Below are 26012 nucleotides of genomic sequence, written 5' to 3' on the forward strand. Positions count from 1 at the left end.
TAGACTTGCTGGAGTGAAGCAGCAGAGTAACCGAGGAACCGTGACCGCCGTGGCCCTGGCGACCCTGGCGGTTGTGGTGATCATCGACCAGCTGAGCAAGTGGCTGGCCGTGGCCACCCTGCCACCGCGCGAACCCGTGCCGGTGCTGGGCGATTGGTTCCGCTTCTTGTTGGTCCGCAACCCGGGGGCGGCATTTTCGATGGGCACGGACGCCACCATCGTGCTGGCATTCATCCAGCTCATCGCGGTGGGCGTTGCGGTATTCCTGGCGTTTCGGGCCCGCACCGGGCTCAGTGCCCTGACCATCGGCCTGATCGGGGGAGGGGCGGCCGGCAACCTGATCGACCGCATCTTCCGGGAGCCGGGCGGCATGCACGGCCACGTCGTGGACTTCTTCAGCTTCTGGAACTTCGCGATCTTCAACGTGGCGGATATCGCTATTACCGTCGGGGTGGTCCTCTACCTCGCCATCGTTTTCATCGCCGAGCCCCGGGCAGAAAGGAAGGCAGCGCAATGACCGAACGTGAACAGCGGATGATGCCCGTGCCGGATGGCCTGGCGGGGATGCGCGTCGACGCAGGCCTATCCAAGCTGCTGGGTTTGTCCCGGACGGTGGTGGCCGACCTCGCGGCGGCGGGGGACATCACCTCCGAGGGCAAGGCGCTGGGCAAGTCCGACCGGCTTGTTGCCGGCCAGTGGCTGGACGTCACCCTTCCCGCCCCGGAACGCGACCTGGCTGCCGAACCACCCCAGCTCGTCGAGGGCATGGACATTCTCTATTCCGACGACGACGTCATCGCCGTGAATAAACCCGTCGGTGTGGCAGCACACCCGACCTTGGGCTGGGAGGGCCCCACCGTGACCGCGGGCCTGGCGGCCGCGGGTTTCCGCATCTCTACCTCCGGGCCCCCGGAGCGCAAGGGCATTGTCCAGCGGCTCGACGTGGGCACCTCCGGGGTGATGATCGTCGCCGCCAGCGAGCGGGCCTATACCCACTTGAAGCGCGCCTTCCGCAACCGCGAGGTGGAGAAGATCTACCACGCGCTGGTGCAGGGCCACCCCGACCCGACCTCCGGGACCATCGATGCCCCGATCGGGCGCCATCCCTCGGCGGGTTGGCGCTTCGCCGTGCGCGACGATGGCAAGCACGCGGTGACGCACTACGACACCCTGGAGGCCCACCGGCAGGCCAGCCTGCTGCGGGTGAACCTGGAGACCGGCCGGACCCACCAGATCCGCGTGCACTTTTCCTCCCTGCACCACCCGTTGTGCGGCGACCCCATGTATGGCTCGGACCCGGAGCTTGCCGAGAAGCTGGGGCTGATCCGCCAGTGGCTGCACGCGGTCTCCCTACGCTTCGAGCACCCCACGGGCCGAATGATGCAGATCGATAGCCCGTACCCGGCGGACCTCCAGCAGGCCCTGGATAGGCTGCGGGAGGCCAACGATGGAATCTAGGTCTCCGCAGGTGGTCAAGCCCAACCGCGCCCGCCAGCGGGAGCTGGACTGGGAGGATACCCGCCGACCCGCGTGGGTCGCGTGGCTCGGCGGGCTCTGCGCCATAGCCCTGCTCGTGGGGATCATGGTGATGGCCCAGTCGGACCGCACCAGTAAGCCGATGCACATTAATGGTGACCAGCTGGGGCCGTTCTACATGTCCGACCAGGCATACGAGGAACACTCCCGCCAGCTCCTTGACGAGGCCGAGGGGAACGAGCCGCGCTGGGCACTGGTCTCACCCGCCACGGCGATGGCGCCAAAGGACTTCGCCAAGGTCTTCGACATCCCGCACGCGGACCGGGTGCGTGTGTCCACGCTGCTGATCGGCCCGGTGGTCCAACGCCCAATCCCGGAGCCGGCCGCCGGGCTGCGCCGCGAGGACGTCTTCACCATCGCCACCGAAGGGCTGGAGGGGGAGAAGGTCGCCATCAACGGCGCCCTTGTCTACGCCGCGCCCGCCGAGCTCAAGGCGATCGCGGAGAACCCGAAAGTCATGGCCGTCGAACCGGCCCCGGTGGACGCAGCCTATGGTCGTATGGGTATCCGCGCCGTGACGCACGAGGAGGAGTAGCCCATGCTGTGGGGTTTTGCCGCGTACATCATGTGGGGATTCTTCCCCGCATTCTTCCCGCTGCTGGAACCGGCCGCGCCTGTGGAGATCCTGGCGCACCGCTTCATCTGGACCCTGGTCTTCGTGCTGCTGCTCCTGCTGGCGCTGCGCCGCATCAAGCTGCTGCGCGAGATCACGCCCCGCGAATGGATCCGGGTCGCGGTGGCTTCGCTGCTGATCTCCGTGAACTGGGGACTCTACATCTACGCGGTCAACAGCGGCCACGTCGCGGACGCCGCGTTGGGCTACTTCATTAACCCGCTGGTCTCCGTCGTGCTGGGCGTGCTCCTGCTGCGCGAGAGCCTGCGCCCGATGCAGAAGCTCTCGGTAGCCATCGCCGCCGTGGCGGTCGTGATCCTCACCATCGCGCTGGGCCAGCCGCCGATCATCTCCCTGGGCCTGGCCCTGAGCTTCGGCTTCTACGGTCTGGCGAAGAAGCGCATGCGGTTGGAACCACTGCAATCCCTGGCTGCCGAGACGATGGTGCTTGCCCCCATTGCCGTGATCTACCTGCTGTGGCTGGGGCCGGAATCGACCTTCACCACCGAGGGTGGCGGACACACGGCTCTGCTGATGGTCGCGGGTGTGGTCACCGCCCTGCCGCTGCTGGCCTTCGCCCGCGCCGCCCAGGAGATGTCCCTGACTTCGCTGGGCATGATCCAGTACCTCACCCCGGTCATGCAGATGCTCTGGGCCGTGTTCGTCACCAAGGAACATATCGAGCCGATGCGTTGGGTGGGCTTCTCCATCATCTGGGTGGCCGTGGTGATCTTCATCATCGACATGGTCATCCAGACCCGCGCCACCCGGCGCAACGCCTCCCTGGAGAAGATCGGCAAGGTCACTCCAGCAGCTGAGGAAGACTAGACGAAGGCCTGCCCCTCGCCCCGGTAGGTCGGCCACCGGTCCACGATCTGACCACCGGACACGACGATCACCTCGTCGAACCACTCCGCCTGCTCGCCGGCCTTCGCGTGGCGGAACCACACGTGATCTCCCAACTGCAGGCTTTTAGCCGCAGGCCCCCGCAGCGGGGTCTGTACCTCGCCAGGGCCCTCCAGTGGGGCCATGCGCAGGCCAGCGGGGTAGTCCACCGTCGGCAGCCGGTCCGACCCCGGCGGCCCGGAGGCCACCCGGCCACCACCCGCCACCGTCACCACATCGGCGGCGGGGCGGCGCACCACCGGCACCACAAACCACTGCGCCGGATCCGGTTGGAAGCTCTTATAACGGTCGAATAACCCGGGGGCCAGCACTCCCGAGCCCGCACCGATCTCCGTGATCACTGTTTCCGCCGAAGTGGTCTCGATCGACCCAGTGCCCCCGCCGTTGACGAACTCCAGCGGCGGTTGCCCCGCGCTCGCCAGGAGCTGCTCCACGGCTCGGACAATCTTCCCGCGCCGGGTGGCCAGCTCCCGGGTGGAGATCCCCTTCATCACCGAGATCGCCGGGGAACTATCCGTGGTCCCGGCGATCTGCCCCTCGTAAGCCATGAGACCCACCAGCCGGAACCCCGGCCGGGCGATGACGACCTCCGCCAGCCGCCGGACCTGCTCCACGGAGTGGGCCGGGGAACGCAGTGCCCCCACGTGCACCGGCCCCATGGCCAGGCTGGCGTCGACGTCGATGCACACCCGAATCTCCCCGCGTTCGGCACCGGAACCAACCTCCTCGGCCACTGCCTCGTCGATGAAGTCCAGGTGGGCCGGAGAATCCACCATCACGGTGATGGACTCCCGGAGCGTGCGGGACGCGGCGAGTGTGCGCAGCGCCTCGCGGTGGGTGGTGGGGTAGGCGACCAGGACGTCGTCGCTGACCCCGGTCTCGACCAACCAGATGGCCTCGGAGAGGTGGAAACCCAGCACCCCGGCGTAGCCGGGCAGCTCCAGCACGCGGCGCAGCATCTCGCGGATGCGCACCGACTTGCTCGCAAGCCGGATCGGGGTGCCATTCGCACGGCGGACCATATCGCGGGCGTTGGCGAGCGCGGCGTCGAGATCCATGACAGCGAACGGGGCGTCCAGATGGGCAACGGCAGACCTGGTTAAATACTTCACGGGGCAAAAGCTTAGCGCCCGAGTTTCGTGGTGTCCGGAAAACGATAGGATATCCAGTTATGAGCCGCTCGTCTTTCGTCCACCTGCATAATCACACGGAATACTCCATGCTCGACGGCATGGCGAAGGTAGACATGCTCGCCGAGGAGGTTTCCCGCCAGGGGATGCCCGCGGTGGGCATGACCGACCACGGCAACATGTTCGGCGCGGATGCCTTTTACCGCACCATGACGGCGGCCGGGATCAAACCGATCATCGGCATCGAGGCCTACATGGCCCCTGACTCCCGCTTCAACATGAACCGCGTGCGATGGGGTAACCCGGAGCAGAAGAAGGACGACGTCTCGGCTTCCGGCGCGTACCTGCACCAGACAATGCTCGCCGAGAACGCCACCGGCCTGCGCAACCTCTTCTACCTCTCCTCCATGGCCTCCTACGAGGGCCAGCTGGGCAAGTGGCCGCGCATGGACGCCGAGCTCATTGCCGAGCACGCCGAGGGCGTCATCGCGACCACCGGCTGTCCCTCCGGCGACGTGCAGACCCGCCTCCGCCTTGGCCAGTTCAACGAGGCCCTCGAGGCCGCGGCGATGTGGCAGGACATCTACGGCAAGGACAACTTCTTCCTCGAGCTCATGGACCACGGGCTGGAGATCGAGAAGCGCGTCCGCGACGAGCTGCTGGAGATCGGCCGCAAGCTGGACCTGCCGCCGCTGGTCACCAACGACTGCCACTACGTGCTGGAGAACCAGGCCGCCGCCCACGAGGTCATGCTGTGCGTGCAGACCGGCTCCACCATGGACGAACCCACCATCGACGAGGGCGGTAAGCGCTTCGCCTTCAGCGGTTCCTCCTACTACATCCGTACCGCGGAAGACATCCGCAACCAGTGGGACCATGTCGTCCCGGATGGCTGCGATAACACCCTGTGGATCGCCGAGCGCGTCCAGGACTACGGCGAGATCTGGGAAGAGCACCCCTACGACCGCATGCCGGTCGCCGAGGTGCCGGAGGGGCACACGCCGACGTCTTGGCTGACCCACGAGGTCATGCGGGGCCTGGAGGAGCGATTCAACGGCGGCCCGGTGCCACAGGAATACATTGACCGCGCTGAATACGAGATCAGCGTCATCGACATGAAGGGATACCCCTCCTACTTCCTCATCGTCGCCGAGCTGATCAAGTACGCCCGCTCCGTGGGCATCCGCGTCGGCCCCGGCCGTGGCTCCGCCGCCGGCGCCCTGGTGGCATACGCGCTGACGATCACGAACATCGACCCCATCGAGCACGGGCTGCTCTTCGAGCGCTTCCTCAACCCGGAGCGCCCGTCCGCACCCGATATCGATATCGACTTCGACGACCGCCGCCGTGGCGAGATGATCCGCTACGCCTCCGACCGCTGGGGCGAGGACAAGATCGCCCAGGTCATCACCTTCGGCACGGTGAAGACCAAGCAAGCGATTAAGGACTCCGCCCGAGCCTGGTACGGCCAGGCCGGCTTCCAGATGGCCGACCGGATCACCAAGGCCCTGCCGCCGGCAATCATGGCCAAGGACATCGAGCTCAAGGGCATCAAGGACCCGGAGCACCCGCGCTACGCGGAGGCCGCCGAAGTCCGCCAGCTCATCAACACCGACCCGCAAGTCAACAAGATCTACGAGGACGCCCTCGGCCTGGAGGGCGTGGTGCGCCAGGCGGGTGTGCACGCGTGTGCCGTGATTATGTCCAGCGTGCCACTGCTGGACTGCATCCCGATGTGGAAGCGCAAGCAGGACGGCGCGCTGATCACCGGCTGGCCGTACCCGGCCTGTGAGGCCATCGGCCTGCTGAAGATGGACTTCCTGGGGCTGCGCAACCTCACCGTCATCGGTGATGCGATCGACAACATCAAGAAGAACCGGGGCGAGGACTTCGACCTCGAGGGCCTGGCCACCGAGGACAAGTCCACCTACGAGCTGCTCGCCCGCGGCGACACCCTGGGCGTGTTCCAGCTGGACTCCGGCGGCATGCAGGAGCTGCTGAAGCGCATGCAGCCTACCGGCTTCAACGACATCGTCGCCGCACTCGCGCTCTACCGCCCGGGCCCGATGGGCGTGAAGGCGCACTGGGAGTACGCGGACCGCAAGAACGGGCGCAAGCCCATCACCCCGATCCACCCGGAGCTGGAGGAACCACTCCAGGAGATCCTGGAGGAGACCTACGGCCTCATCGTGTACCAGGAGCAGATCATGAGGATCTCGCAGAAGGTCGCGAACTACACCGCTGGCCAGGCAGATGGTTTCCGCAAGGCCATGGGTAAGAAGAAGCGTGAGGTGCTGGACCAGGAGTACGAGACCTTCTCCGGCGGCATGATCGACAATGGCTACTCCAAGGACGCCATCGACACGCTATGGAACACGATCCTGCCGTTCGCGGACTACGCGTTCAATAAGTCCCACGCCGCGGGCTACGGCCTGGTCTCCTTCTGGACGGCCTACCTCAAGGCCAACTACACCGCCGAGTACATGGCCGCCCTGCTGACCTCGGTGTCCAACCAGAAGGACAAGTCCGCGATCTACCTCGCCGACTGCCGCCACCTGGGCATCAAGGTGCTCTCCCCGGACGTCAACGAGTCCGCCTTCACCTTCCAGTCCGTCGGCGAGGACATCCGCTTCGGCCTGGGCGCGGTCCGCAACGTCGGCGAGGACGTCGTCGAGTCCATCATCGCCAGCCGCGAAGAGAAGGGCGACTTCAAGGACTTCTCCGACTACCTGGACAAGATCGACGCCGTCGCCGCCTCCAAGCGCGTCACCGAATCCCTGATCAAGGCCGGTGCCTTCGACTCCCTCGGGCACCCGCGCAAGGGCCTCGTCCTTGTCCACGAGGATGCCGTTGACGCCGTCGTCGCGACGAAGAAGGCCGCCGCCAAGGGACAGTTCGACCTCTTCGCCGGCCTGGGTGCCGAGGAGGCCGGGGACGTCTTCAAGGTCGAGGTCCCGGACCAGGAGTGGGAGCGCAAGCACGAGCTCGCCCTGGAGCGCGACATGCTGGGCCTGTACGTGTCCGGCCACCCCTTGGACGGCTTCGAGGACGCCCTGGACGCCCAGATCGACACCCCGCTGCCCACCGTGCTCTCCGGCGAGCTGCCGAATAACAAGGACGTTAAGATCGGCGGCATCATCTCCAGCGTCGAGCGGCGCGTGGACCGCAACGGTGCGCCCTGGGTCATCGCCACCCTGGAGGACCAGCACGGCGCACAGGTGGAACTGCTCGTCTTCGCGAAGACCTACCAGATGGTCGCCCCGCAGATCGTGGAGGACAACATCGTCCTCGCGAAGGCGAAGATCCGCTACCGCGACGACCGCATGAGCATCTTCTGCGAGGACCTGAAGTCCGCCGAGCTCTCCATCGGTGCTGGCACCGGCGTTCCGCTGCGGCTGAACATCCGCGTCGACCAGGCCACCCCGGAGAACATGCAGCGACTCAAGCAGGTGCTGAGCAACAACAAGGGCGACTCGGACGTCTACCTCACCCTCATCGACGGTGAGCAGGAGGTGCAGTTCCTCCTCGGCCCAGAGATGCGGGTGACCAAATCCCCGGCGCTGATGGGGGACCTGAAGGCCAGCACCTGGGAGGGTATCTTCGCCTAAACGCCCAGGTGGTCCCGGCCCTCACGGCTGCCCAACCACGAGCACACCACGAGCAGGAAAACAACACCCAGTGAGCAAGAAGAAGCAGACCCCCGAGTCGGAAGGCGCAGAAGAGTTCACCCGGCTTGCGCCCTACCGCCGCCCGACGGATAACGAGTGGCAGGCCGAGCTCGAGATCAAGCGCTCCACCTTCATCGGCCTGGTGCGGCAGACCCCCACCGAGGCCGAGGCACGGGTATTCATCGACGAGGTCCGGGAACGCTACCCGGATGCCCGCCACCACTGCAGCGCCTACCTCGTCCACCAGGACGGAGCCCAACCCATCGAGCGCTCCAGTGACGACGGCGAGCCCGCCGGCACCGCCGGCCAACCCATGCTCGAGGTGCTGCGCGGCAGCGGGGCCCTCGACGTCACCGCAGTGGTCGTCCGCTACTTCGGCGGCGTCCTGCTGGGTACCGGCGGCCTGGTCCGCGCCTACCACGACGCCACCAAGGCCGCGCTCGATAAGGTCACCTGGGTCACACGCACCCAGCTGGAGCTCTACCGCGTGGAGCTCAACCACGACGAGGCCGGGCGCGTGGAATCCGACATCCGCAATGCCGGCTACCAGATCCTGGAGACCGACTACGCCGCCCAGGTCGGCTTCCTCATCGCCGGGGACGATGCGCTAGCCACCCATCTGGCCAGCTGGACCCAAGGCCGCGTGGAACCCACCCGCGCGGGCCAACGTTGGGTAGATTTACCCACCGGAAGCTAAAACTTTTCCCAGGCACCCTGGCGACCCGGTGAACACCCGGGCCACAACACCAAGAACGTGATAGAGGAAGAAGCACCATGACCCTCAGCCCCTACGGAGACAACCCGATTGCCCAGCGCAAGGCCGCCGTGCGCAAGCACTCCAAGGCTATCCAGATCACCGCTGGCGTCGGCGGCGGACTCATCGTCCTGGGCGCCCTCACCGGCGCTGGCATGGGCTTCATCATCACCGTCCTGGTGATCTCCCTAATCGTGGCCGGATACAACGGCTGGCAGATCAACAAGATCATCAACCAGAAGGACAACTGGTAAACCATGGTCCGCGTCGACGCCTGGGTTTGGGCCGTCCGCCTCACCAAGACCCGCGCGCAGGCCGCGGCCGCATGCCGCGCCGGGCATGTGAAAATCAACGGCGAATCGGTCAAACCCGCCCAGCACGTGGCGGTGGGGGACCAGGTGCGGGTGTGGATCAATCACCGCGAACGCATCGTTGAGGTCACGGAGCTGCTGCGCAAGCGGGTGGGGGCGCCCGTGGCGCAGAAAGCCTATATCGACCACTCTCCGCCACCGCCGCCCAAGGAGATCATCGCCTCCATGCCACGGCGTGACCCCGGGGCCGGCCGGCCCACGAAGAAGGAGCGCCGCCAGCTGGATAAGTTCATGCGCAACCAGCGGCGCCGCTGAATGCGGTAGCACCGCGTTGGTGCGCCGCGGCGCTAAAGCTAGCGGCGATCACCGCTGGGCGTAGACGCCCAGCGGCAACAACTGGGAACCAGTGCGTTCAGTCGCGTGTGCCGGGGGAGTAGACCTTTTGGCCCAGCTGCTGCCAACGGTTGCCGAGGCGCCCCGGGCGGGTCTCGATATTCTCCCCGATGTGCACGGTGCGCCGAATATGATCCCGGCCGTAGGTAAACAGCAACAGGTCGTCGATGAGGCGCACCTGCCCGGGCTCGAAGGGATAGGCCATCGCCTCGTTGAGCGCGGCGATGCGCTCCGGGTCCAGCAGCTCCTTGAGCTCCGCGACGGTGGTGATGCCGTGGGCAGCCAGCATCGCGATCGCCCAGCCGTAATAATCCGCCCGCGAGGTGGGGTAGGAGTTGCCCAGCAGGCGGGTGAGCAGGCCCGGCAGCGAGCGGGTGTCGAGCTCGGTGGCGTCCTGTTCCTGCGTGCGGGCGTCGACGATGCGGGCGATCTTGTCGAACTGCTCGTCGGCGAGTTCGATGAGACCTGCGGCCAGCGTGAAGGCCCGGTCCACCTCCGGGTTGCCGGACATCTCCGGGTTCTTGTAGCGCATATCGTGCTCGAACTCGGCCCACGCGTGCTGCAGCACGGTGCGCAGCTGCACCTCCACTCGCCGGCCGAGTTGCTCTGAGTAGCCGATCACGTGGTGGGAGGCGTAACCGAAGCGCCCGCTCTTGGCGGTTTCGGCGGCCTTATCGACCACGGTGTCGATGGCGAAGATGGTGCTCACCGCCGCGAGCAGCTGCTCGATCTCACCGGAGTGGAAGGTGGTCACCCGGATGCCGACGATGTCGTGGGCGCTCGCGAAGTCCTGATATTCCGGGTAGTTGGGGTTCTTCAGCTTCGCGACGAAGCTGGAGCGGTCCTTCAGCCTCACCGAGACCTGGTCGAAGCTGATGCCCGCGTCGTCGAGCGCGGCGGCAACGAGCTCTTTCGTTTCGCGCTCGGCGGCGGGGTGCTCATCGAGCCAGGTGTCGTAGTCCTTCAGCGCCTGGGCGATGGTGCTGGCGGTTGGTGAGGTGGAGTTTCCCATGACCCAGAGTCTAAGCCACGGTTCGCGAGGCCGCGGAGAGCGGTTTCTAGAGGAAGTCGAAGGCCACGCAGAAACCGGTGCGCAGGTCGAAGGGGCCGTGCCAGTCTTGGCGATCGATAGCCAATGGCAGCGGGCAGACCTGCACGCGCTCGCCGGCGACGTAGAACGCCGCCACCCCGTCCAAGACCCTTTCCATCCGTTCCGCGAGCCCCTGAGCCAGCTTCGGGTGGGTCAGCATCGCGGTCGGCGGCGGGGCGCCCGCGGAACCGGTGAGCTCCACCCAGCCATAATCCCGGGAGTCGAGGCGGTGGACACGGTAGGCCTCGCCGGATTCGCCCACCACCTCGCTGATGCTGTCTGCAGTCTCACCCCACAGCTGCAGGAGCGTGTGATAATCCTTCTCCGAGAACTCCGGGAGCTCCGCGGTGAAGCCGGACCCCACCGGCACCCGCACCGGGCGGCTATAGCAGGCCTCCGGCAGGCGGGTCAGCCGAGCCACCCCGGGCAGGCTTTTGCTCGCAGGGCCCGCCGGCCCGGCCGTGCACTGCGTGGCCACCTCCGCGGCAGCCGTGATCGTGGTCCTGGTTCTGTGCGTTGTTCTACGCGTTGTCACTGTGCTCGTCATGACAGTGTTAGACAACGCGGGAGCCCATTTGGTTCCCGGAAACGGCGAAAACCCCAAAAATTCTTGGGGGAGTCGCACACCGCGCCGGGGAGCTAGCCCTGCACTCCCAGCTTGTGAAGCAGTTCCTCGAAGGTCCAGATCGCCAGCTCCTGGCCCTGTTCCTGCAGCTCCCGGGCGCGCTTTTCCTTGCTGGTCACCGTCGCCCATTCGCCGAGAATCAGCAGTGTGGTCTTCTTCGTCACGTTCTTCGCGACGATCGCACCAGCATCGGCCAGCATGTCCCAGACCTCGCCCTTGGAGTAGGGATCCACGTCCCCGGTGATGACGACCGTCTCGCCGAACACGGGGCCGTCCACGTCCGCTTCAGTGTTTTGCTCCGGCACCTTGTCTGGTGTGGCCACCCGGTCCCAGGGGGCGCGCCGGTTGCCGCTCTTCTTCGGTGTCTTCTTTGTCGACGACGACGTCGGCGCGGCCGCTGGTGCTGCGGAGCTGCCCGCCGCTGGGGCGTCCGACTCGAAGGAGGCCGACCACTCTGCGGCATCGATGGTCGCGACGTCGAGGTCGAAACCGGCCTGTAGGCGGGAAAGTTGCTCGTCGATCTCGGTCAGCATCTCCGCCTCGCCGGGGAAGAAGTGCACGGTGGCCGGGTTCAGGCGTGCCTCATCGAAGCTGCGGATGAAGCCGTTGGTGCTGGCCCCAGCAAGCAGGAAGTGCAACCACCCCGGCGAGCTGGCCGTCGGCGCCGAGACGCGCCAACCCAGCAGTTGCTCCGGTGCGATGGCCAGATCGGGGGAGAGGGAGCGGGCGAGCAGCGAACGGTGGACCTGAATGCCGTCGCTGGTGATGGTGATCGAGGAGTCCGTCATGGCTTCGACGCTACCCGATGGAGCTAGGCACAGGACACGCGAGCGACTAGGCTTCTAAAGCTATGAAGATCTCAGCAGTTTCCAGCTCTGGACGGCGCGCCCTCGCGGTGTGCCTGGCAGCAGGGCTCGCCCTGTCCGCTTGCTCGAAGGAAGAGGAAGCGTCGAAGGATGAGAAGTCCACCTCGACCACCGCCTCGCAGGCCGACGCGAAGAAGTCCGAGGACAAGGACAAGAAGAAGGCCGAAGAAAAGAAGGCTGAGGAGAAGAAGGCCGCCGAAAAGAAGAAGGCGGAGGAAAAAAAGAAGGCAGAAGCCGAGAAGAAGCGGGCTGAGGCCAAGAAGGAAGAGGCCAAGAAGGCAGAGGCCGCCAAGCAGGCCCAGCAGGAGCAGGCGAAGGAGCAGCCCAAGGCGCCGGGTGGTGCCCCGGCGCAGGGCAACGCGGGGAACGACGAGAAGGAGATCCGCGACCTCGTCATGGGCATGAACGCCCACGTCAACAACCCGCACGCCTACATGAACTACCGCCGTGACAACGCCTGCCAGCGCGTCCGCAACGAGGTTGGCGACGGCGCCTTCGACGAGGCAGCGAACAACCTCGCCGGGACCGGCCTGAACCTGATCCCGCGCATCGATAACATCAACAGCGTGCAGGTCAACGGCAACACCGCGCGCGTCGAGACCACCGCCAGCGCACAGGGGCAGTCCCAGCCAGCGCCGATTGACCTGGTCAAGGAAGACGGGCGCTGGAAGTTTTGCGGCTAGCTAGCATCGCACGCAAGGCGCAGCCGGTCTCGGCGGTATTCCTCTTCGCGATGCTGGCCTACGGCGTTGTCGGTGTGCTGTGGGGGCTGTGGCACCCGACCGTCGACGTCGAGGTGACCGCCAACGGTGCGCTCGACCCCGTGCCCGGTACCGAGGATGCCAGCTTCGTGGGCTTTGCGTGCTTCGTCATCGTCACCGGCCTGCTGGCCTTCGCCGTCGCCGGGTGGTCTTTCCTCACCACACCGCGCGGACCGGCCATGATGATCTGGACCACGCTCGTGGTGTTCTCCGGCACCTGGTGGGCCTACGCGATCGGTGCGCGAGTCACCAGCTGGATGAATACCCTGCCCGAGGGGCACCCCGCCCCGGGGGACGTTCTCCACTTGGCCAGCGCCGATATTTCGCTGACCGCGCTGCTGCTGCCGATGACCATCGCCCTGGTCTTCTACTGGTGCGCGTCCGTGATGAGCGACAGTGAGACCTTCAGCGATAGTGCGGCTTCGGCAGAGAACTAGCCGCCGAGCTCCTCTTTGACCTGCGTGAATACCGCGTCGAGCTCTGCGGGGCGCGCGAATTCCGCGGGCATGGCCACGTTCGCCTGGGCGTAGGCCTGCCGCGCCAGGTCAGTTTCCCCCATCGCCAGCTGGGCGCGAGCCTCCGCCAGTAGCGCGAAGGCTTCCTTGACCGGGTGCCCCAACCGCTCGAAGGCGCTAGTCGCCCGGCGCGCGAAGTCCACGGCCGCCCCGCCCTCGGCGAACTGGGCCATCGTGAGCAGCCACTCGGCGACGTGCCACTCCTTGCCCTCCTCCTGGCTGGCCTCGATGAGCTCCCAGGAGCGGCGGAGATACGCGGTCGCGGCGTCCTCGTCGAGGTAGGCCAGGGTCTGGAAGACCTCGGCGGCATCCAGCAGCCGGCCGGATGCCTTCAACAACTCCGCCCGGCGGTGCTGCAGGTCGAAGACCTCTTCGGCTAGCCCCAGGCGCAGGCCCGCGAAGGTGGCGATCGCGTAGCAGGAGGCGGTGCGCTGGTCATTGGGGGTCATCTCCGACCAGTGGATCACCGACCTCGCGGTGTCCCAGGCCTCCTCGAAGAGGTTGTTTTCGAAGGCGGACTGGGCGATGACCTCCTGCAAATCCAGCAGGATGGGGCCGACGGGGACGCCGTCGACCCAGGTGACCATGTCGTGTGAGAGCTGCCAGGCCTCTCCCGCGCGGTCCTGGGAGAAGTACACGCGGGCGGTGAGCTCCGCGTGACGCATCGCGATGACCGGGGCATCCATGATGCGAGCCAGCTCCACGCAGCGTGCCCAGTGCTCAGCCACGCCTGCCTCGTCGCCTTCCAGCAGGGCGAAGTGCCCCAGCATGTCGTGGGCGTCGAAGCGGGAGACCGAGGTGGTGTCTGAGCTGCTCAGCACCTCGCTGGCCAGGGCATAGGCCTGCTGTTTGCGGCCGGAGAACCAGTGCCGCTGGGCGTACCAGAGCAATCGGTCTGCCTCGGTGGGGTAGGTGGTGCCGAAGCGGCGCACCAGCCCAGCGAAGACCTCTGCCAGCTGCTCGCTGACATTCACGGCCACCGAGTATGCGGTCGTGGCGGCGGTGGCGAGCTTTACCGCATCGGGGCGGTCGATGCTCTCACCGCGAATGGTCGGTTCCTCGCCGACAGTGGGGGAATCCGGGGTGGGGCGCCAGGCATGGAAGTCCTCGAGCAGAGCGCGCAGCCGGTCCTCGGGTTCGCCGAGCGGGTACACAGAGGGCTCATCCTGGTTGAGCGCGTGGAAGGCCAGGTGAGCCTTGCCGACGAGCGTGAGCGCATCGTCCCCGCGACTGTCCGCCCAGGTGTTGAGCTCGCCGAGCGCGGCGATGGCCTCGTCGGTCATCCCCATCACATCTGCGGCCCCGGCCCGCAGGAAGTAGAACTCGCCGACGAGCTCGGGGCTGACGTCCTCGGCGGTGGCGAGCCAGTGGAAGCGGGCGAATTCGCTCATCTGCCGCCAGGCCGTGCGCCCCTGAGCGACATCGTGGGCGCTATCGGCCAACAATGCGTTCAAAGTCAGTGGCATGCCCCATGAACCTCCGGAAAACCTGGCTTGATTAGAATAAGGATCACCCTAGCAACCCACCATTTTTAGCCCCTTTAAGGGAGAGGATCTGGCATGCTCCAGCGCATTGATCTTCGAGGCACCACACCCACCACCGCGCAGCTTCGGCGGGCGCTGCCCCGCGGCGGCACGGATATTGATGCGGTGCTGCCGACCGTCTCGCCCGTCGTTGAGGACGTCAAGGCCCACGGCGTGGCGGCGGCAAATAAGTACTCCCAGCAGTTCGATGGCTGCGTACCGGCGAGCCTCCGGGTGCCGGCCGAGGTCATCGATCAGAGCCTTGACACCCTGGAGCCGAGGGTGCTGGACGCGCTCAAGGAGGCGATCCGCCGGGTGCGGGCTTTCCACGAGGCACAGCGGCCGGAGGACCAGGACGTCGAGATCGCCGAAGGTGGCGTGGTCTCCGAGCGATGGATCCCGGTGGAGCGCGTGGGCCTGTACGTCCCGGGTGGCAAGGCCGTGTACCCGTCCAGCGTGATCATGAACGCAGTTCCCGCGCAGGCCGCCGGCGTCGGCAGCCTCGTGGTGGCCTCCCCGCCGCAGGCGGATAATGGCGGCTGGCCGCACCCGACGATCCTCGCGGCCTGCAAGCTGCTGGGCGTGGACGAGGTCTGGGCCGTGGGCGGCGCGCAGGCCATCGCGCTGCTGGCCTACGGCGACGAGGATCTGGAGCCGGTGGACATGATCACCGGTCCGGGCAATATCTTCGTCACCGCCGCCAAGCGCCTGTGCCGCTCCGTCGTTGGTATCGACGCGGAGGCAGGCCCCACTGAGATCGCGGTCCTGGCCGACGAGTCCGCCGACCCGGTGCAGGTGGCTTATGACCTGATCAGCCAGGCCGAGCACGACCCGATGGCGGCCTCCGTGCTGATCACGAACTCCGAGCAGCTCGCCGACGCGGTCGACCGCGAGATCGCCGAGCGTTACCAGGTGACCCACAACTCCGAGCGCGTCGCCGAGGCCCTGCAGGGCCAGCAGAGCGGCATCGTGCTCGTCGGCGATGAAGAAGAGGCGATCCGCGTGGCCAACGCCTACGCCGCCGAGCACCTGGAGATCCACACGAAGGACGACACCGGCACTGCGAAGAAGATCATCAACGCCGGTGCGATCTTCATCGGGCCGTACAGCCCGGTGCCGTTGGGCGACTACGCCGCGGGCAGCAACCACGTCCTGCCGACCAGCGGCAGCGCCCGGCACTCCTCGGGCCTGTCCACCCACACCTTCCTCAAGTCCGTGCACGTCGTGAACTACAACGAGCAGGCCCTGCAGGACGTCTCGGAGACCGTGATCGCCCTCGCGGACGCCGAGCGCCTCCCCGCCCACGGGGAAGCAATCAAGGCCCGCACCAACCCAGATTGGACCAACCGTGGTTAATCTCCCGATCCGTGAAGAATTCCAAGGCAAGTCCGCCTATGGCGCGCCCCAGCTGACCGTCAAGAACCAGCTGAACACGAACGAAAACCCCTACCCGCCGAGCGAGGCCATCGTTGAGGACCTCGTCGCCGAGGTCCGCGCGCTCGGTGCTGGGCTAAACCGTTACCCGGAACGCGACGCCGTCGAGCTGCGCGAGGACCTGGCTGAGTACATCACCGCCCAGACAGGCGTGGCGGTCACCAAGGACAATCTGTGGGCGGCCAACGGCTCCAACGAGATCCTGCAGCAGCTCCTTCAGGTCTTCGGCGGGCCGGGCCGCAGCGTGCTGGGTTTCGTACCCAGCTACTCCATGCACCCGATCCTCGCGGCAGGCACCCAGACCGAGTTCATCGCCATCGACCGCGACCCGGCCCAGGGCTTCGCGATTGACGTCGACAAGGCTGTGGCGGCCATTGAGGAGCACCAGCCGAACATCGTTTTCGTCACGACGCCGAATAACCCGACCGGTGGGATCACCCCGCTGGCGGACATCCGCCGCATCCTCGACGCCGCACCGGGGATCGTCATCATCGACGAGGCCTACGCCGAGTTTTCCGACGAGCCGAGCGCTTGCACGCTGCTGGCGGACTACCCGGCCAAGCTCGTGGTCTCCCGCACGATGAGCAAGGCCTTCGACTTTGCTGGTGGTCGCCTGGGCTACTTCGTGGCCGACCCGGCGTTCATCGAGGCAGTCATGCTGGTGCGCCTGCCATACCACCTCTCGACGCTGAGCCAGGCCGCCGCGCGCGTGGCGCTGCGCCACCGGGAGGATACGTTGGCCACCGTCGCCACCCTCAGCGAGCAGCGGGATCGCGTTGCCGCTGAGCTGAAGGAACTCGGCTACGAGGTCGTCGACTCGCACTCCAACTTCATCTTCTTCGGCGGGCTGCAGGACAGTCACCGCACGTGGGAGGCATTCTTGGACCAGGACGTCCTCATCCGCGACGTCGGTATCCCCGGCTGGCTGCGCGTGACGATCGGCCTGCCGGAAGAAAACGACGCCTTCTTGGCCGCAGCGGCAGCAGTGAAAGGAAAGAACTAACTATGAGCAACACCTTCGAGGACCGGATCGGACGCGCCCAGCGGAAGACCAGCGAGTCCGACATCTCGGTGAGCATCAACCTGGACGGCAGCGGTAAGACCGACATTTCCACCGGACTGCCCTTCTTCGACCACATGCTCACCGCACTCGGTGCCCACGGCTCCTTCGACCTCGAGGTCAAGGCAGTCGGCGACGTCGAGATCGACGCCCACCACACCGTCGAGGACACCGGCATCGTTCTGGGCCAGGCACTGGGCGAGGCGCTCGGGAACAAGGCCGGCATCCGCCGCTTCGGTGATGCGTTCATCCCGATGGACGAGTGCCTGGCTCATGCGGCCGTCGACGTCTCGGGTCGCCCGTACTACGTTGGCACCGGTGAGCCAGATGCCATGGTGCACACGGTCATCGGCGGCCACTATGCCACCGTGATCAACCAGCACTTCTTCGAAACCTTGGCCCTGAACGCCCGGATCGCCCTGCACGTGCGTTGCCTCTATGGCCGCGATCCGCACCACATCACCGAGGCGGAGTACAAGGCCGTGGCCCGCGCACTGCGTGCCGCCGTGGAGCGCGACGAGCGCGTCACCGGCATCCCGTCGACCAAGGGTGCCTTGTAGGATTTAAGCCGCACGCGCCCCAGCCGTGCGGCCTGGGCGGGTGAGAGACCCGTCGCCGATAGAGACCAGCAGATTTTCAACCCCGTGCGCACCACGTACGGAGGAAGGAAGGATGACCTTGCCTATTCGCCCGAAGGCACTCCCGGCGGCAGAGCTCGCCAAGATCGAATCCGTGTGGCAGGCCCCGGGGCTCAAAGCCACGTTGATCTCGGTGTTCTGTGCCTTCGGCGGGTGGGCGATCCTCCTGCCGGTGATCCCGCTGGCCATCATTGAAGCTGGGGGATCCGAGACGATGGCCGGTGCTAGTACCGGCATCTTCATGGGGGCCACCGTGGCGACCCAGTACTTCACCCCAAGGATCCTGCGGAAAGTAGGCTATTTCCCCGTCATGGCCACGGCCGGCTTATTGCTCGGCCTTCCCGCGCTGCTGCACATCGGCTCGTTGTCCAATGCGGCCGTGATCGCCGTGGCTATCATCCGCGGCATCGGCTTCGGTGCCGTCACGGTGACGGAAGCCGCGCTGATCGCCGACCTCGTGCCGCTGCACCTGCTGGGCCGGTCCAGCGGTGTCTTCGGGGTCTTCGTGGGAAGCGGCCAGCTCATCGGCTTCCCGCTGGGCATGTGGGTTTATGACAACTACGGCTCCGCGGTCTACGTCCTGGCCGCCGTCTACGCCGTGGTCGGCGCGGCCGCCGCGCTGGGGCTCCCGGTGGAATCCAAGGAGGTCACCGAGGCCACCCACGAAACCACCGAGGTTGAAAAGCCCGCCACCCAGATGGTTGCCACCTGGAAGCTGGCGACCGTGCCCGGGCTGCTCATCGGTGTCGCCGCCGTGGGGTTTGCAGCGTTCAGTAACTTCCTGGCGCCCGCCGCCGCCAAGATCGATCCAGCCATCGCCGCCACAGTCGCCGGCCTCACCCTGGCGGTGATGGGCGCGGCGCAGACGATCGCGCGTGCGTTCTCCGGCTGGTGGTCCGACCGCAAAGGCGAGCCCGGCACCCTGGCCGTTGCCTCGCTGATCTTCGCCCTCGCCGGTGTGCTGGGAGCAGCCCTGACCATCAATATGGAACCCACCGGCCGGCTGCTGGTGGCCTGCGCCCTGCTGACCGCCGCGATCTTCGGCGCCGGTTTTGGCTTGGCGCAGTCTGAAGCGCTGCTGCTGCTCTTCTACCGCCTGCCGCGCGACCGCTCCGCCGAGGCTTCCGCCCTGTGGAACATGTCCTTCGACTCCGGCACCGGTGTCGGCTCGATCCTGCTGGGCATCGTGGCCTCCAGCTTCGCCTTCCAGGGAGCCTTCATCGGTGCGGGCATCGTCATCCTCGTCGGCCTGGGGCTGGTCATCCTGGACCGCTTCATGGGCCAGCACCGCGTCGTGGACACCGGAAACGTCCGTACCCGTCTGCGCCGCGTGACCGACCGGGTGCGCGTTCGTCGCCGGTAGGCGCCCGGGTACAATGCGGGCTATGGAAACACAGTCCACAGAAGCGAATTCCAGCACAGCCGCCCCTGCTGAAGAGGGCACCCTTAAGGCCACCGGTGGGCGGCGGCCCAGCGTCGCGCTGTTGGACTACGGCAGTGGCAACATCCGCTCCGCGCAGCGCGCCATCGAGCGGGCCGGGGCCGAAGTCACCGTCACCAACGATCCGAAGACGGTGCTGAACGCCGATGGCCTACTCGTGCCCGGGGTGGGGGCGTTCGCCAGCTGCATGACGGGCCTGCGCAAGGTCCAGGGGGCTCGACTGATCGGGGAGCGGCTCGCCGGCGGCCGCCCGGTACTCGGCATCTGCGTGGGCATGCAGATCCTCTTCGAGCACGGTGTGGAGTTCGCCGACGGCGCCCACGGCAGCTCGGAGATTGAGGGCGCAGGAGAGTGGCCGGGTACTGTCCGTCGCCTCGACGCCAAGATCCTGCCGCACATGGGCTGGAACACCGTGGACGTCGATCCCGCGGGCAGCCAGATGTTCGACGGTCTCTCCGCCGACGAGCGCTTCTACTTCGTCCACTCCTATGGGGTCCAGGAGTGGGAGCTGCACACCGACGGCCGGACCCGCGCGCCCCTGGTCCACTGGACCCAGCATGAGGACTGCCGCTTCGTCGCAGCCGTGGAAAACGGCCCGCTGTGGGCCACCCAGTTCCACCCGGAGAAGTCCGGTGACGCGGGCGCGCACCTGCTGCGCAACTGGGTCACAACCCTCTAGTTGCACGGTCCCGGCACTGCGCCGGCAGGCCGGGGCTACACTGATCCTTTAATAGCTAAATCCACCCCGTGGCGAGAAAGTGAAAAACATGTCCCACAACAACACCACCGCTTTGACTCTCCTTCCCGCCGTCGACGTCTCCGAGGGCCAGGCCGTCCGCCTCGTCCAGGGCGAGGCCGGCACGGAGACCAGCTACGGCGCGCCGATCGAGGCCGCCATGGCCTGGCAGAACGCCGGGGCCGAGTGGATTCACCTCGTCGACCTCGATGCTGCCTTCGGCCGGGGCAGCAACTTCGAGATCATCCGCGAGGTCACCCTGGCGATGGACCTGAAGGTCGAGCTCTCCGGCGGCATCCGCGACGACGCCTCCCTCGAGCGCGCGTTGTCCACCGGCTGCGAGCGCGTCAACATCGGCACCGCCGCGCTGGAGAACCCGGAGTGGTGCAAGAAGATCATCCAGGAGCACGGGGACAAGGTCGCCATCGGCCTGGACACCCGCGAGGTCGATGGCGAGTGGCGCCTGCGCGGCCGTGGCTGGACCAGCGACGGCGGCAACCTGTGGGAGGTTCTCGAGCGCCTCGACGCCGAGGGTGTGTCCCGCCTTGTCGTCACCGATGTCTCCCGTGACGGCATGCTCAACGGACCGAACGTCGAGCTGCTGCGCGAGGTTTCGGCGGCAACGTCCGCGCCGGTCGTCGCGTCGGGCGGTATCTCCAGCCTGGACGACATCCGAGCACTCGCCGCCGTCGTCGACGAGGGCGTGGACTCGGCCATCGTTGGTAAGGCACTGTATGCAGGCAAGTTCACGCTCGAGGAGGCGCTGCGGGTCGCCCGCGGTCAGGAGGACTGATGACAGAATCTCTCGACACCCGCGCGCTGCTGGCCATCGCCGAAGCCGCGGTCGACGAAGCCGAGGCCACCTTCACGGCCGCCGTCGGTGCGGATCCCGAGGTCATCAAGAGCCCCGGCGATTTCGCCACCGAGGCCGACCTCAAGGTGGAACGGCAGCTGCGCAACCTGCTGAGCCAGTACACCGGCTTCCCGGTTCACGGCGAGGAGTATGGGACCGTCATGCCGGGCGAGCTGCCGGGCGAAGTGCCGGAATACAATCCCGGTGACAAGAGCGCGGACGCCCTCGACGGCCCGCGTCGGCGTCGTCGGGAACTCATCGACGAGGAGCCGGAGACCTTCTGGGTCGTTGACCCGATCGACGGCACCGCGAACTACGCGGTGGGCAACCCGTTCTGCTGCATCCTCGTGTCCCTGATCCACCAGGGTGAGACCCTGCTGTCGGTGACCGAGATGCCGTTGCTGGGTCGCCGCATCACCGCGCACAAGGGCCACGGCCTGTTCGTGGACGGCAACCCCGCCCGGCCGATGCCACCCTCGGACGCGGGCGTGACACAGATCAGCTTCGGCTCGATCCTGTCCCAGCGCCGCGGCAACCTGCCGATTTCCTACCGCCAGGACATGCTCAACGAAATCGGCAAGTCCTATCCGCGCATGCGCGTCACCGGCTCGGTGGGCATCGACCTGGCCTTCACCGCCGCCGGTGTGTTCGGCGGCACGGTGACCTTCAGCCCGAACCTGTGGGATAACGCGGCAGGCATCCTGGCCGTGGAGGCCAACGGTGGGGTGGCGACCGACTTCGCGGGCAACCCGTGGCGGCCGGGTGTCTCCGGCCTGGTGGCCGGGGAACCGGACGTGCACGCCACCCTGCTGGAACACATTCAAAACGTGCCGATCGGCACCGCTGCGCGCACCGCGCAGGAGATCATGGACCGAGGTGGAATTCAATGAGCGTCAGTGTGCGCGTCATTCCATGCCTGGACGTGGCGAACGGCCGCGTCGTCAAGGGCGTGAACTTTAAGAACCTGCGCGACGCCGGCGACCCGGTGGAACTCGCGAAGCGCTACGACGAAGAGGGCGCCGACGAGCTGACCTTCCTGGATGTCTCCGCGTCCAAGGAGGGCCGCGGCACGATGCTGGACGTCGTCCGCCGCACCGCGGATCAGATCTTCATCCCGCTCACCGTCGGCGGCGGGGTTCGTTCCGTCGAGGACGCCGACGCCCTGCTGCGGGCGGGCGCCGATAAGGTCTCCGTGAATTCCTCTGCGGTGGCGAACCCGGAGCTGCTCCGCGAGCTGTCCACCCGCTTCGGCGCCCAGTGCGTCGTGCTCTCCGTGGACGCCCGCCGCTGCGATGACCAGCCCTCCGGCTACGAGGTCACCACGCACGGCGGCACCAAGTCCGCCGGCCTGGACGCCGTGGCCTGGGCCAAGAAGGGCGAGGAACTGGGCGTGGGGGAGATCCTGCTCAACTCCATGGACGCCGATGGCACCAAGGACGGCTTCGATACCGAGATGCTTGCCGCGGTGCGCGAGGTCGTGTCCATCCCCGTCATCGCCTCCGGTGGCGCGGGTGCAGCCAGCCACTTCCCGCCAGCCGTTGCGGCCGGTGCGAACGCGGTCCTGGCGGCCAGTATCTTCCACTTCGGCGAGGTCAGCATTCGCGAAGTCAAGGACGCTCTCGCGGAGGATTACGAGGTGCGCCGTTGAGTTCTGCAGCCCTCGACCCCGCCCTCGCCGGGCGGCTGAAGCGCAACGTTGACGGGCTCGTCGCCGCCGTCGTCCAGGACGCGACCTCCGGCGACGTCCTGATGCAGGCCTGGATGAACGACGAGGCCCTGGCTCTGACCCTGGCCACCCGCAAGGGCACGTATTGGTCCCGGTCCCGGCAGCAGCTGTGGGTCAAGGGGGAGACCAGTGGGCACACGCAGGAAGTCGTGGAGGCGCGGCTCGACTGCGATGGCGACACGGTGCTGCTGAAGGTTAATCAGACCGGTGCGGCGTGCCACACCGGAACCACCACCTGCTTCGATTCGGATAGGTTGCTCTAGAACATGGCTACAGCACAGGGCAGTTTTCAGGAGATGACGACCCGCGAGGAATTCCGCGCCCTGGCGGCGGAACACCGCGTGGTTCCGGTGGTGTGCAAGGTGCTGGCCGATGGGCTGTCCACCCTGAACACTTATCGCGTCCTCGCGGAGGACCGGCCGGGCACGTTCCTCTTCGAGTCCGCCCCGAGCGGGAAGTCCTGGAGCCGCTGGTCGATCATCGGCACCGGGGCGCGCGCTGCCTTGGTGGCCAAGGGTAAGGACGCCCGCTGGATCGGCCAGGCCCCGGAGGATCTGCCGGCTGCTGCGGACCCGCTCGCGGCGATCAGCGCCACCCTCGAGGCCCTGCACACTGCCCCCATGCCAGACCTGCCGCCGCTGACCAGTGGGTTGGTTGGCTACCTGGGCTACGACATGGTGCGTTATATCGAGCAGCTACCGGATACCTGCGAGGACGACCTGGACGTCCCTGACCTGGTGCAGATGCTCGTCGACACCCTGGCGGTCGTGGACCACCACGAGGGCAGCATCTGGCTCATCGCCAATGCCGTGAACTGGAATAACTCACCGGAGCGCGTGGACGCCGCCTACGACGACGCCGTGGCCCGCATCGAGGACATGCTCGGCAAGCTCTCCGGCGCGACCGCGGGCGGGGTTCACACTTACGACGCCACAGCCGAGCCGCAGGTCCGTCGCCAGCAGACTTCTGAGGTGTACCGGGAGCGCGTGTTGCAGTGCCAGGAGCACATCCGGGCAGGGAACGCGTTCCAGATCGTGCTGAGCCAGCGATTCGAGATTGATACGGACGTGCCCGCCCTGGACATCTACCGGATGTTGCGACGCACCAACCCGAGCCCGTACATGTTCCTGATGAACATCCCGAACGAGGACTTCACGCAGACCGCGTTCCGGATCGTCGGCTCCTCGCCGGAGTCCCTTGTCCGCGTGCAAGATGGGCACATCAGCACCCATCCGATCGCCGGTTCCCGGCCCCGCGGGGCCACCCCGGAGGAGGACCTGGCCAACGAGCGGGAGCTGCTGGCCGATGAGAAGGAGAACTCCGAGCACTTGATGCTCGTGGACCTCGGCCGCAACGACGTTGGCAAGATCTCGAAGCCTGGCTCGGTGGCGGTACACGACTTCCGCCACATCGAGCGCTACAGCGCCATCATGCACCTGGTTTCCGGCGTGACGGGCGAGCTCGCGGAGGGTAAGACGGCCGTGGACGCTGCGGCCGCGACCTTCCCGGCGGGCACGTTGTCTGGCTCCCCGAAGCCATCCGCGATGAGCATCATCGACCGCCTCGAGGACACCCGCCGCGGTATCTACGGCGGCACGGTCGGCTACTTCGATTTTTCCGGCAACACCGACCAGGCGATCGCGATCCGCTCCGGGCTCTACAAGGACGGCACCGTGTACGTGCAGGCCGGTGCGGGTATCGTTGCGGATTCCGACCCGGCGGCGGAAGACCGCGAGTGCCAGCACAAGGCCGCGGCCGTGCTGCGCGCCGTGGCAGCAGCGGAGACGCTGCGCAAGCTCTAGGTTGCGACCGGCCAACGACGTTGACGAAAAAGGTAAGAAGGGCATGACGAAGACTGAGAAGCGCATTCGTGGGCTGGCCCAACTGCTGGTGATCCTGGCAGCGGCCGGCGTGTGGGGTTTCGGCCGCATGAACTGGCTGACCGCGGAGGTCTTCGACGACAAGTCCGGCGAGTCCACCCACGAGCTCGTGGGTGCAGTGTGGGACCCGGCTGGCACACCGTTGGCCCTGGCGATGATGGCCGCGTTGATCGCGACGATGGCAGTCCCGCCAGTGGTCCGCCGTATCATCGGCGTGCTCATCGCACTGCTGTCTGCCGGCGCGAGCTTCCGGGCCGTGCAGCTCGTGGGTGCGGAGCCGGATCTCTACCGAGCCCAGCAGCTGCTGCGCTCTGGCGTGGCCACCCAGAATTCCAGCAATCCCGAGCAGATCTCCGCCTGGGCCCAGGTGCTGTCCGCGGAGGTGCACAACCTGCCCGTCCTGCTCACCGTCATCGTCGCGATTCTCGGCGTGTGTGGCGGAGTGATCCTCGCGATGAAGCCTGGGGCCTCGGACAGTGGCTATAGCCGCTATGAGACCCCGGAACGCCGCCGCGAAGGGGCCAAGCAGGACCTGACGGAAAACCCGGATTCCGGCCGGGTGCTGTGGGATGCCCTCGACGCGGGAGTGGACCCCACGGACGAGGAACGGGCGTAACCAGCGTCAGCGGGGGCGGCAGGATTTCGTGCCAGCGCGACGCGTAGATAATGTTGTGACCATCGACACAGCGATCGTGAAAGGTTAGGCCGACATGGCAACAGTGTTGGATGAGATCATCGCCGGAGTTCTCGAGGATCAGGCTCGCCGTGAAGCGGAGGTGCCGCTGGCGGAGATCAAGGCCCGTGCACTGGACGCCTCGCCCGCGCTCGACGCGCTGGCTGCTCTCTCCGGTCCGGATGTGAGCGTTATCGCTGAGGTCAAGCGCTCCAGCCCCTCGAAGGGAGCGCTGGCCGCGATCCCAGAGCCGGAGGTGCTGGCCAAGGCCTATGCCAAGAACGGTGCCGCCGTCATCAGCTGCCTGACCGAGGAACGCCGCTTCAACGGCTCCCTGGCCGACTTCGACGCTGTGCGCGCAAACGTGGATATCCCGCTGCTGCGCAAGGACTTCATCGTCAACCCGTACCAGATCTACGAGGCACGGGCCCACGGCGCGGACGTCATCCTCCTCATCGTTGCCGCCCTCGAGCAGGAGCGGCTGACCGGGCTCCTGGAGTGCGCCGAGTCGCTGGGGATGACCGCCCTCGTCGAGGTCCACACGGAGGACGAGGTCGAGCGTGCGGTCGCTGCCGGCGCCAAGGTTATTGGCGTCAACGCCCGTAACCTCAAGACCCTCGAGGTCGATATGTCCGTCTTCGGGCGCATCGCCCCGCTGATCCCGGATCACATCGTGAAGATCGCGGAATCCGGTGTGCGCGATAAGCACGACCTGATCGAGTACGCCCGCCACGGCGCAAACGCTGTCCTCGTGGGCGAGGGGCTCGTGACCGCCGACGACCCGGGTGCGGCCGCCAAGGCCCTCGTGGTGGCGGGCCAGCACCCGGCGTGCCCGACCGGCTCCAAGCAAAACGCATAACCTCAGCCAGGTAAGTTGGAA

The 26012-nt window shown here is 66.7% G+C and carries 27 protein-coding genes; 22 read left to right on the forward strand and 5 right to left on the reverse strand.

Annotated features, from left to right (window positions below):
- Positions 1-13 precede the first annotated feature (13 nt).
- The 4 genes from lspA to rarD are packed head-to-tail and all read left to right on the forward strand — an operon-like array spanning position 14 to position 2977.
- A complete protein-coding gene (gene lspA, locus QP997_RS05845; protein WP_284846534.1) occupies positions 14-517 on the forward strand; it encodes a signal peptidase II in 504 nt (167 codons plus the stop codon).
- Positions 514-1458, forward strand: a complete 945-nt coding sequence (locus tag QP997_RS05850) for an RluA family pseudouridine synthase (protein ID WP_284757782.1) — start codon at positions 514-516, stop codon at positions 1456-1458. The genes lspA and QP997_RS05850 overlap by 4 nt, the downstream gene beginning before the upstream one ends.
- On the forward strand, positions 1448-2071 hold the full coding sequence (locus QP997_RS05855) for a hypothetical protein (RefSeq protein ID WP_148812049.1): 624 nt from the start codon (positions 1448-1450) through the stop codon (positions 2069-2071). The genes QP997_RS05850 and QP997_RS05855 overlap by 11 nt, the downstream gene beginning before the upstream one ends.
- Positions 2072-2074: 3 nt before the next feature.
- Complete coding sequence (rarD, locus tag QP997_RS05860; RefSeq protein WP_284757779.1) at positions 2075-2977, forward strand: EamA family transporter RarD; 903 nt, start codon at positions 2075-2077, stop codon at positions 2975-2977.
- Here rarD and QP997_RS05865 read toward each other — a convergent pair.
- Positions 2974-4113 carry an amino acid deaminase/aldolase gene (locus tag QP997_RS05865; RefSeq protein ID WP_502870436.1) on the reverse strand — a complete coding sequence of 380 codons (1140 nt, stop codon included), beginning with the start codon at positions 4111-4113 and terminating at the stop codon, positions 2974-2976. The two genes, rarD and QP997_RS05865, sit on opposite strands and share 4 nt — an antisense overlap.
- Before the next feature lie 113 nt (positions 4114-4226).
- Between QP997_RS05865 and dnaE the strand changes: the two genes are divergently transcribed.
- From dnaE to QP997_RS05885, 4 genes are all read left to right on the forward strand, one after another.
- On the forward strand, positions 4227-7793 hold the full coding sequence (gene dnaE / locus QP997_RS05870) for a DNA polymerase III subunit alpha (protein ID WP_284846536.1): 3567 nt from the start codon (positions 4227-4229) through the stop codon (positions 7791-7793).
- A 70-nt stretch (positions 7794-7863) separates the two neighbouring features.
- Entirely contained in the window at positions 7864-8550 is a 687-nt protein-coding gene (locus QP997_RS05875) for an IMPACT family protein (RefSeq protein WP_148812042.1), read from the forward strand.
- A 77-nt stretch (positions 8551-8627) separates the two neighbouring features.
- A complete protein-coding gene (locus QP997_RS05880; protein WP_148812040.1) occupies positions 8628-8861 on the forward strand; it encodes a hypothetical protein in 234 nt (77 codons plus the stop codon).
- A gap of 3 nt (positions 8862-8864) precedes the next feature.
- On the forward strand, positions 8865-9233 hold the full coding sequence (locus QP997_RS05885; RefSeq protein WP_284846537.1) for an RNA-binding S4 domain-containing protein: 369 nt from the start codon (positions 8865-8867) through the stop codon (positions 9231-9233).
- A 97-nt stretch (positions 9234-9330) separates the two neighbouring features.
- Here the strand turns inward: QP997_RS05885 and QP997_RS05890 are convergent, their stop codons facing one another.
- From QP997_RS05890 to QP997_RS05900, 3 genes are all read right to left on the reverse strand, one after another.
- Entirely contained in the window at positions 9331-10323 is a 993-nt protein-coding gene (locus tag QP997_RS05890) for a GTP pyrophosphokinase (RefSeq protein ID WP_284780082.1), read from the reverse strand.
- 46 nt (positions 10324-10369) lie between these two features.
- Positions 10370-10822, reverse strand: a complete 453-nt coding sequence (locus QP997_RS05895; protein ID WP_284757771.1) for a hypothetical protein — start codon at positions 10820-10822, stop codon at positions 10370-10372.
- Between the two features lie 218 nt (positions 10823-11040).
- Positions 11041-11814, reverse strand: a complete 774-nt coding sequence (locus tag QP997_RS05900; protein WP_284846538.1) for a BRCT domain-containing protein — start codon at positions 11812-11814, stop codon at positions 11041-11043.
- Between the two features lie 62 nt (positions 11815-11876).
- Between QP997_RS05900 and QP997_RS05905 the strand changes: the two genes are divergently transcribed.
- Positions 11877-12575: an Rv0361 family membrane protein gene (locus QP997_RS05905; RefSeq protein ID WP_284846539.1), complete on the forward strand. Its 699-nt coding sequence runs from the start codon at positions 11877-11879 to the stop codon at positions 12573-12575.
- Positions 12566-13090, forward strand: a complete 525-nt coding sequence (locus QP997_RS05910) for a hypothetical protein (protein ID WP_284846540.1) — start codon at positions 12566-12568, stop codon at positions 13088-13090. Before QP997_RS05905 ends, QP997_RS05910 begins: the two co-directional genes overlap by 10 nt.
- On the opposite strand, the gene QP997_RS05915 is transcribed toward QP997_RS05910, so the two are convergent.
- The gene (locus QP997_RS05915) at positions 13087-14634 is read right to left on the reverse strand and encodes a hypothetical protein (RefSeq protein WP_284846541.1); all 1548 of its coding nucleotides are present in this window, start codon (positions 14632-14634) and stop codon (positions 13087-13089) included. The two genes, QP997_RS05910 and QP997_RS05915, sit on opposite strands and share 4 nt — an antisense overlap.
- A gap of 93 nt (positions 14635-14727) precedes the next feature.
- Between QP997_RS05915 and hisD the strand changes: the two genes are divergently transcribed.
- The 12 genes from hisD (at position 14728) to trpC (ending at position 25991) form a co-directional block, all read left to right on the forward strand.
- A complete protein-coding gene (gene hisD, locus QP997_RS05920) occupies positions 14728-16047 on the forward strand; it encodes a histidinol dehydrogenase (protein WP_284846542.1) in 1320 nt (439 codons plus the stop codon).
- Positions 16028-17128 (forward strand): histidinol-phosphate transaminase, encoded by a 1101-nt coding sequence (locus QP997_RS05925; RefSeq protein WP_284780155.1) that lies wholly within the window; start codon positions 16028-16030, stop codon positions 17126-17128. The genes hisD and QP997_RS05925 overlap by 20 nt, the downstream gene beginning before the upstream one ends.
- A gap of 2 nt (positions 17129-17130) precedes the next feature.
- Complete coding sequence (gene hisB / locus QP997_RS05930) at positions 17131-17745, forward strand: imidazoleglycerol-phosphate dehydratase HisB (protein ID WP_070758062.1); 615 nt, start codon at positions 17131-17133, stop codon at positions 17743-17745.
- Positions 17746-17857: 112 nt separating this feature from the next.
- Positions 17858-19186, forward strand: a complete 1329-nt coding sequence (locus QP997_RS05935) for an MFS transporter (RefSeq protein WP_148812023.1) — start codon at positions 17858-17860, stop codon at positions 19184-19186.
- A 13-nt stretch (positions 19187-19199) separates the two neighbouring features.
- Positions 19200-19943, forward strand: a complete 744-nt coding sequence (gene hisH, locus QP997_RS05940; RefSeq protein WP_284846543.1) for an imidazole glycerol phosphate synthase subunit HisH — start codon at positions 19200-19202, stop codon at positions 19941-19943.
- Between the two features lie 88 nt (positions 19944-20031).
- A complete protein-coding gene (gene priA, locus QP997_RS05945) occupies positions 20032-20793 on the forward strand; it encodes a bifunctional 1-(5-phosphoribosyl)-5-((5-phosphoribosylamino)methylideneamino)imidazole-4-carboxamide isomerase/phosphoribosylanthranilate isomerase PriA (RefSeq protein WP_284846544.1) in 762 nt (253 codons plus the stop codon).
- Positions 20793-21743 carry an inositol monophosphatase family protein gene (locus QP997_RS05950; protein WP_070758069.1) on the forward strand — a complete coding sequence of 317 codons (951 nt, stop codon included), beginning with the start codon at positions 20793-20795 and terminating at the stop codon, positions 21741-21743. The genes priA and QP997_RS05950 overlap by 1 nt, the downstream gene beginning before the upstream one ends.
- Positions 21740-22501, forward strand: coding sequence for an imidazole glycerol phosphate synthase subunit HisF (gene hisF, locus QP997_RS05955; RefSeq protein WP_070758071.1), 762 nt, complete (start codon positions 21740-21742; stop codon positions 22499-22501). Before QP997_RS05950 ends, hisF begins: the two co-directional genes overlap by 4 nt.
- Positions 22498-22842: a phosphoribosyl-AMP cyclohydrolase gene (hisI, locus tag QP997_RS05960; protein WP_284846545.1), complete on the forward strand. Its 345-nt coding sequence runs from the start codon at positions 22498-22500 to the stop codon at positions 22840-22842. Before hisF ends, hisI begins: the two co-directional genes overlap by 4 nt.
- Positions 22843-22845: 3 nt before the next feature.
- Positions 22846-24381, forward strand: coding sequence for an anthranilate synthase component I (locus QP997_RS05965; protein WP_284846546.1), 1536 nt, complete (start codon positions 22846-22848; stop codon positions 24379-24381).
- A gap of 43 nt (positions 24382-24424) precedes the next feature.
- The gene (locus QP997_RS05970; protein ID WP_284846547.1) at positions 24425-25075 is read left to right on the forward strand and encodes a TIGR02234 family membrane protein; all 651 of its coding nucleotides are present in this window, start codon (positions 24425-24427) and stop codon (positions 25073-25075) included.
- Positions 25076-25169: 94 nt separating this feature from the next.
- Positions 25170-25991 carry an indole-3-glycerol phosphate synthase TrpC gene (trpC, locus tag QP997_RS05975; protein WP_284846548.1) on the forward strand — a complete coding sequence of 274 codons (822 nt, stop codon included), beginning with the start codon at positions 25170-25172 and terminating at the stop codon, positions 25989-25991.
- Positions 25992-26012: the final 21 nt, after the last annotated feature.

The sequence above is a fragment of the Corynebacterium sp. MSK039 genome (assembly GCF_030232315.1).
GTDB lineage: Bacteria > Actinomycetota > Actinomycetes > Mycobacteriales > Mycobacteriaceae > Corynebacterium.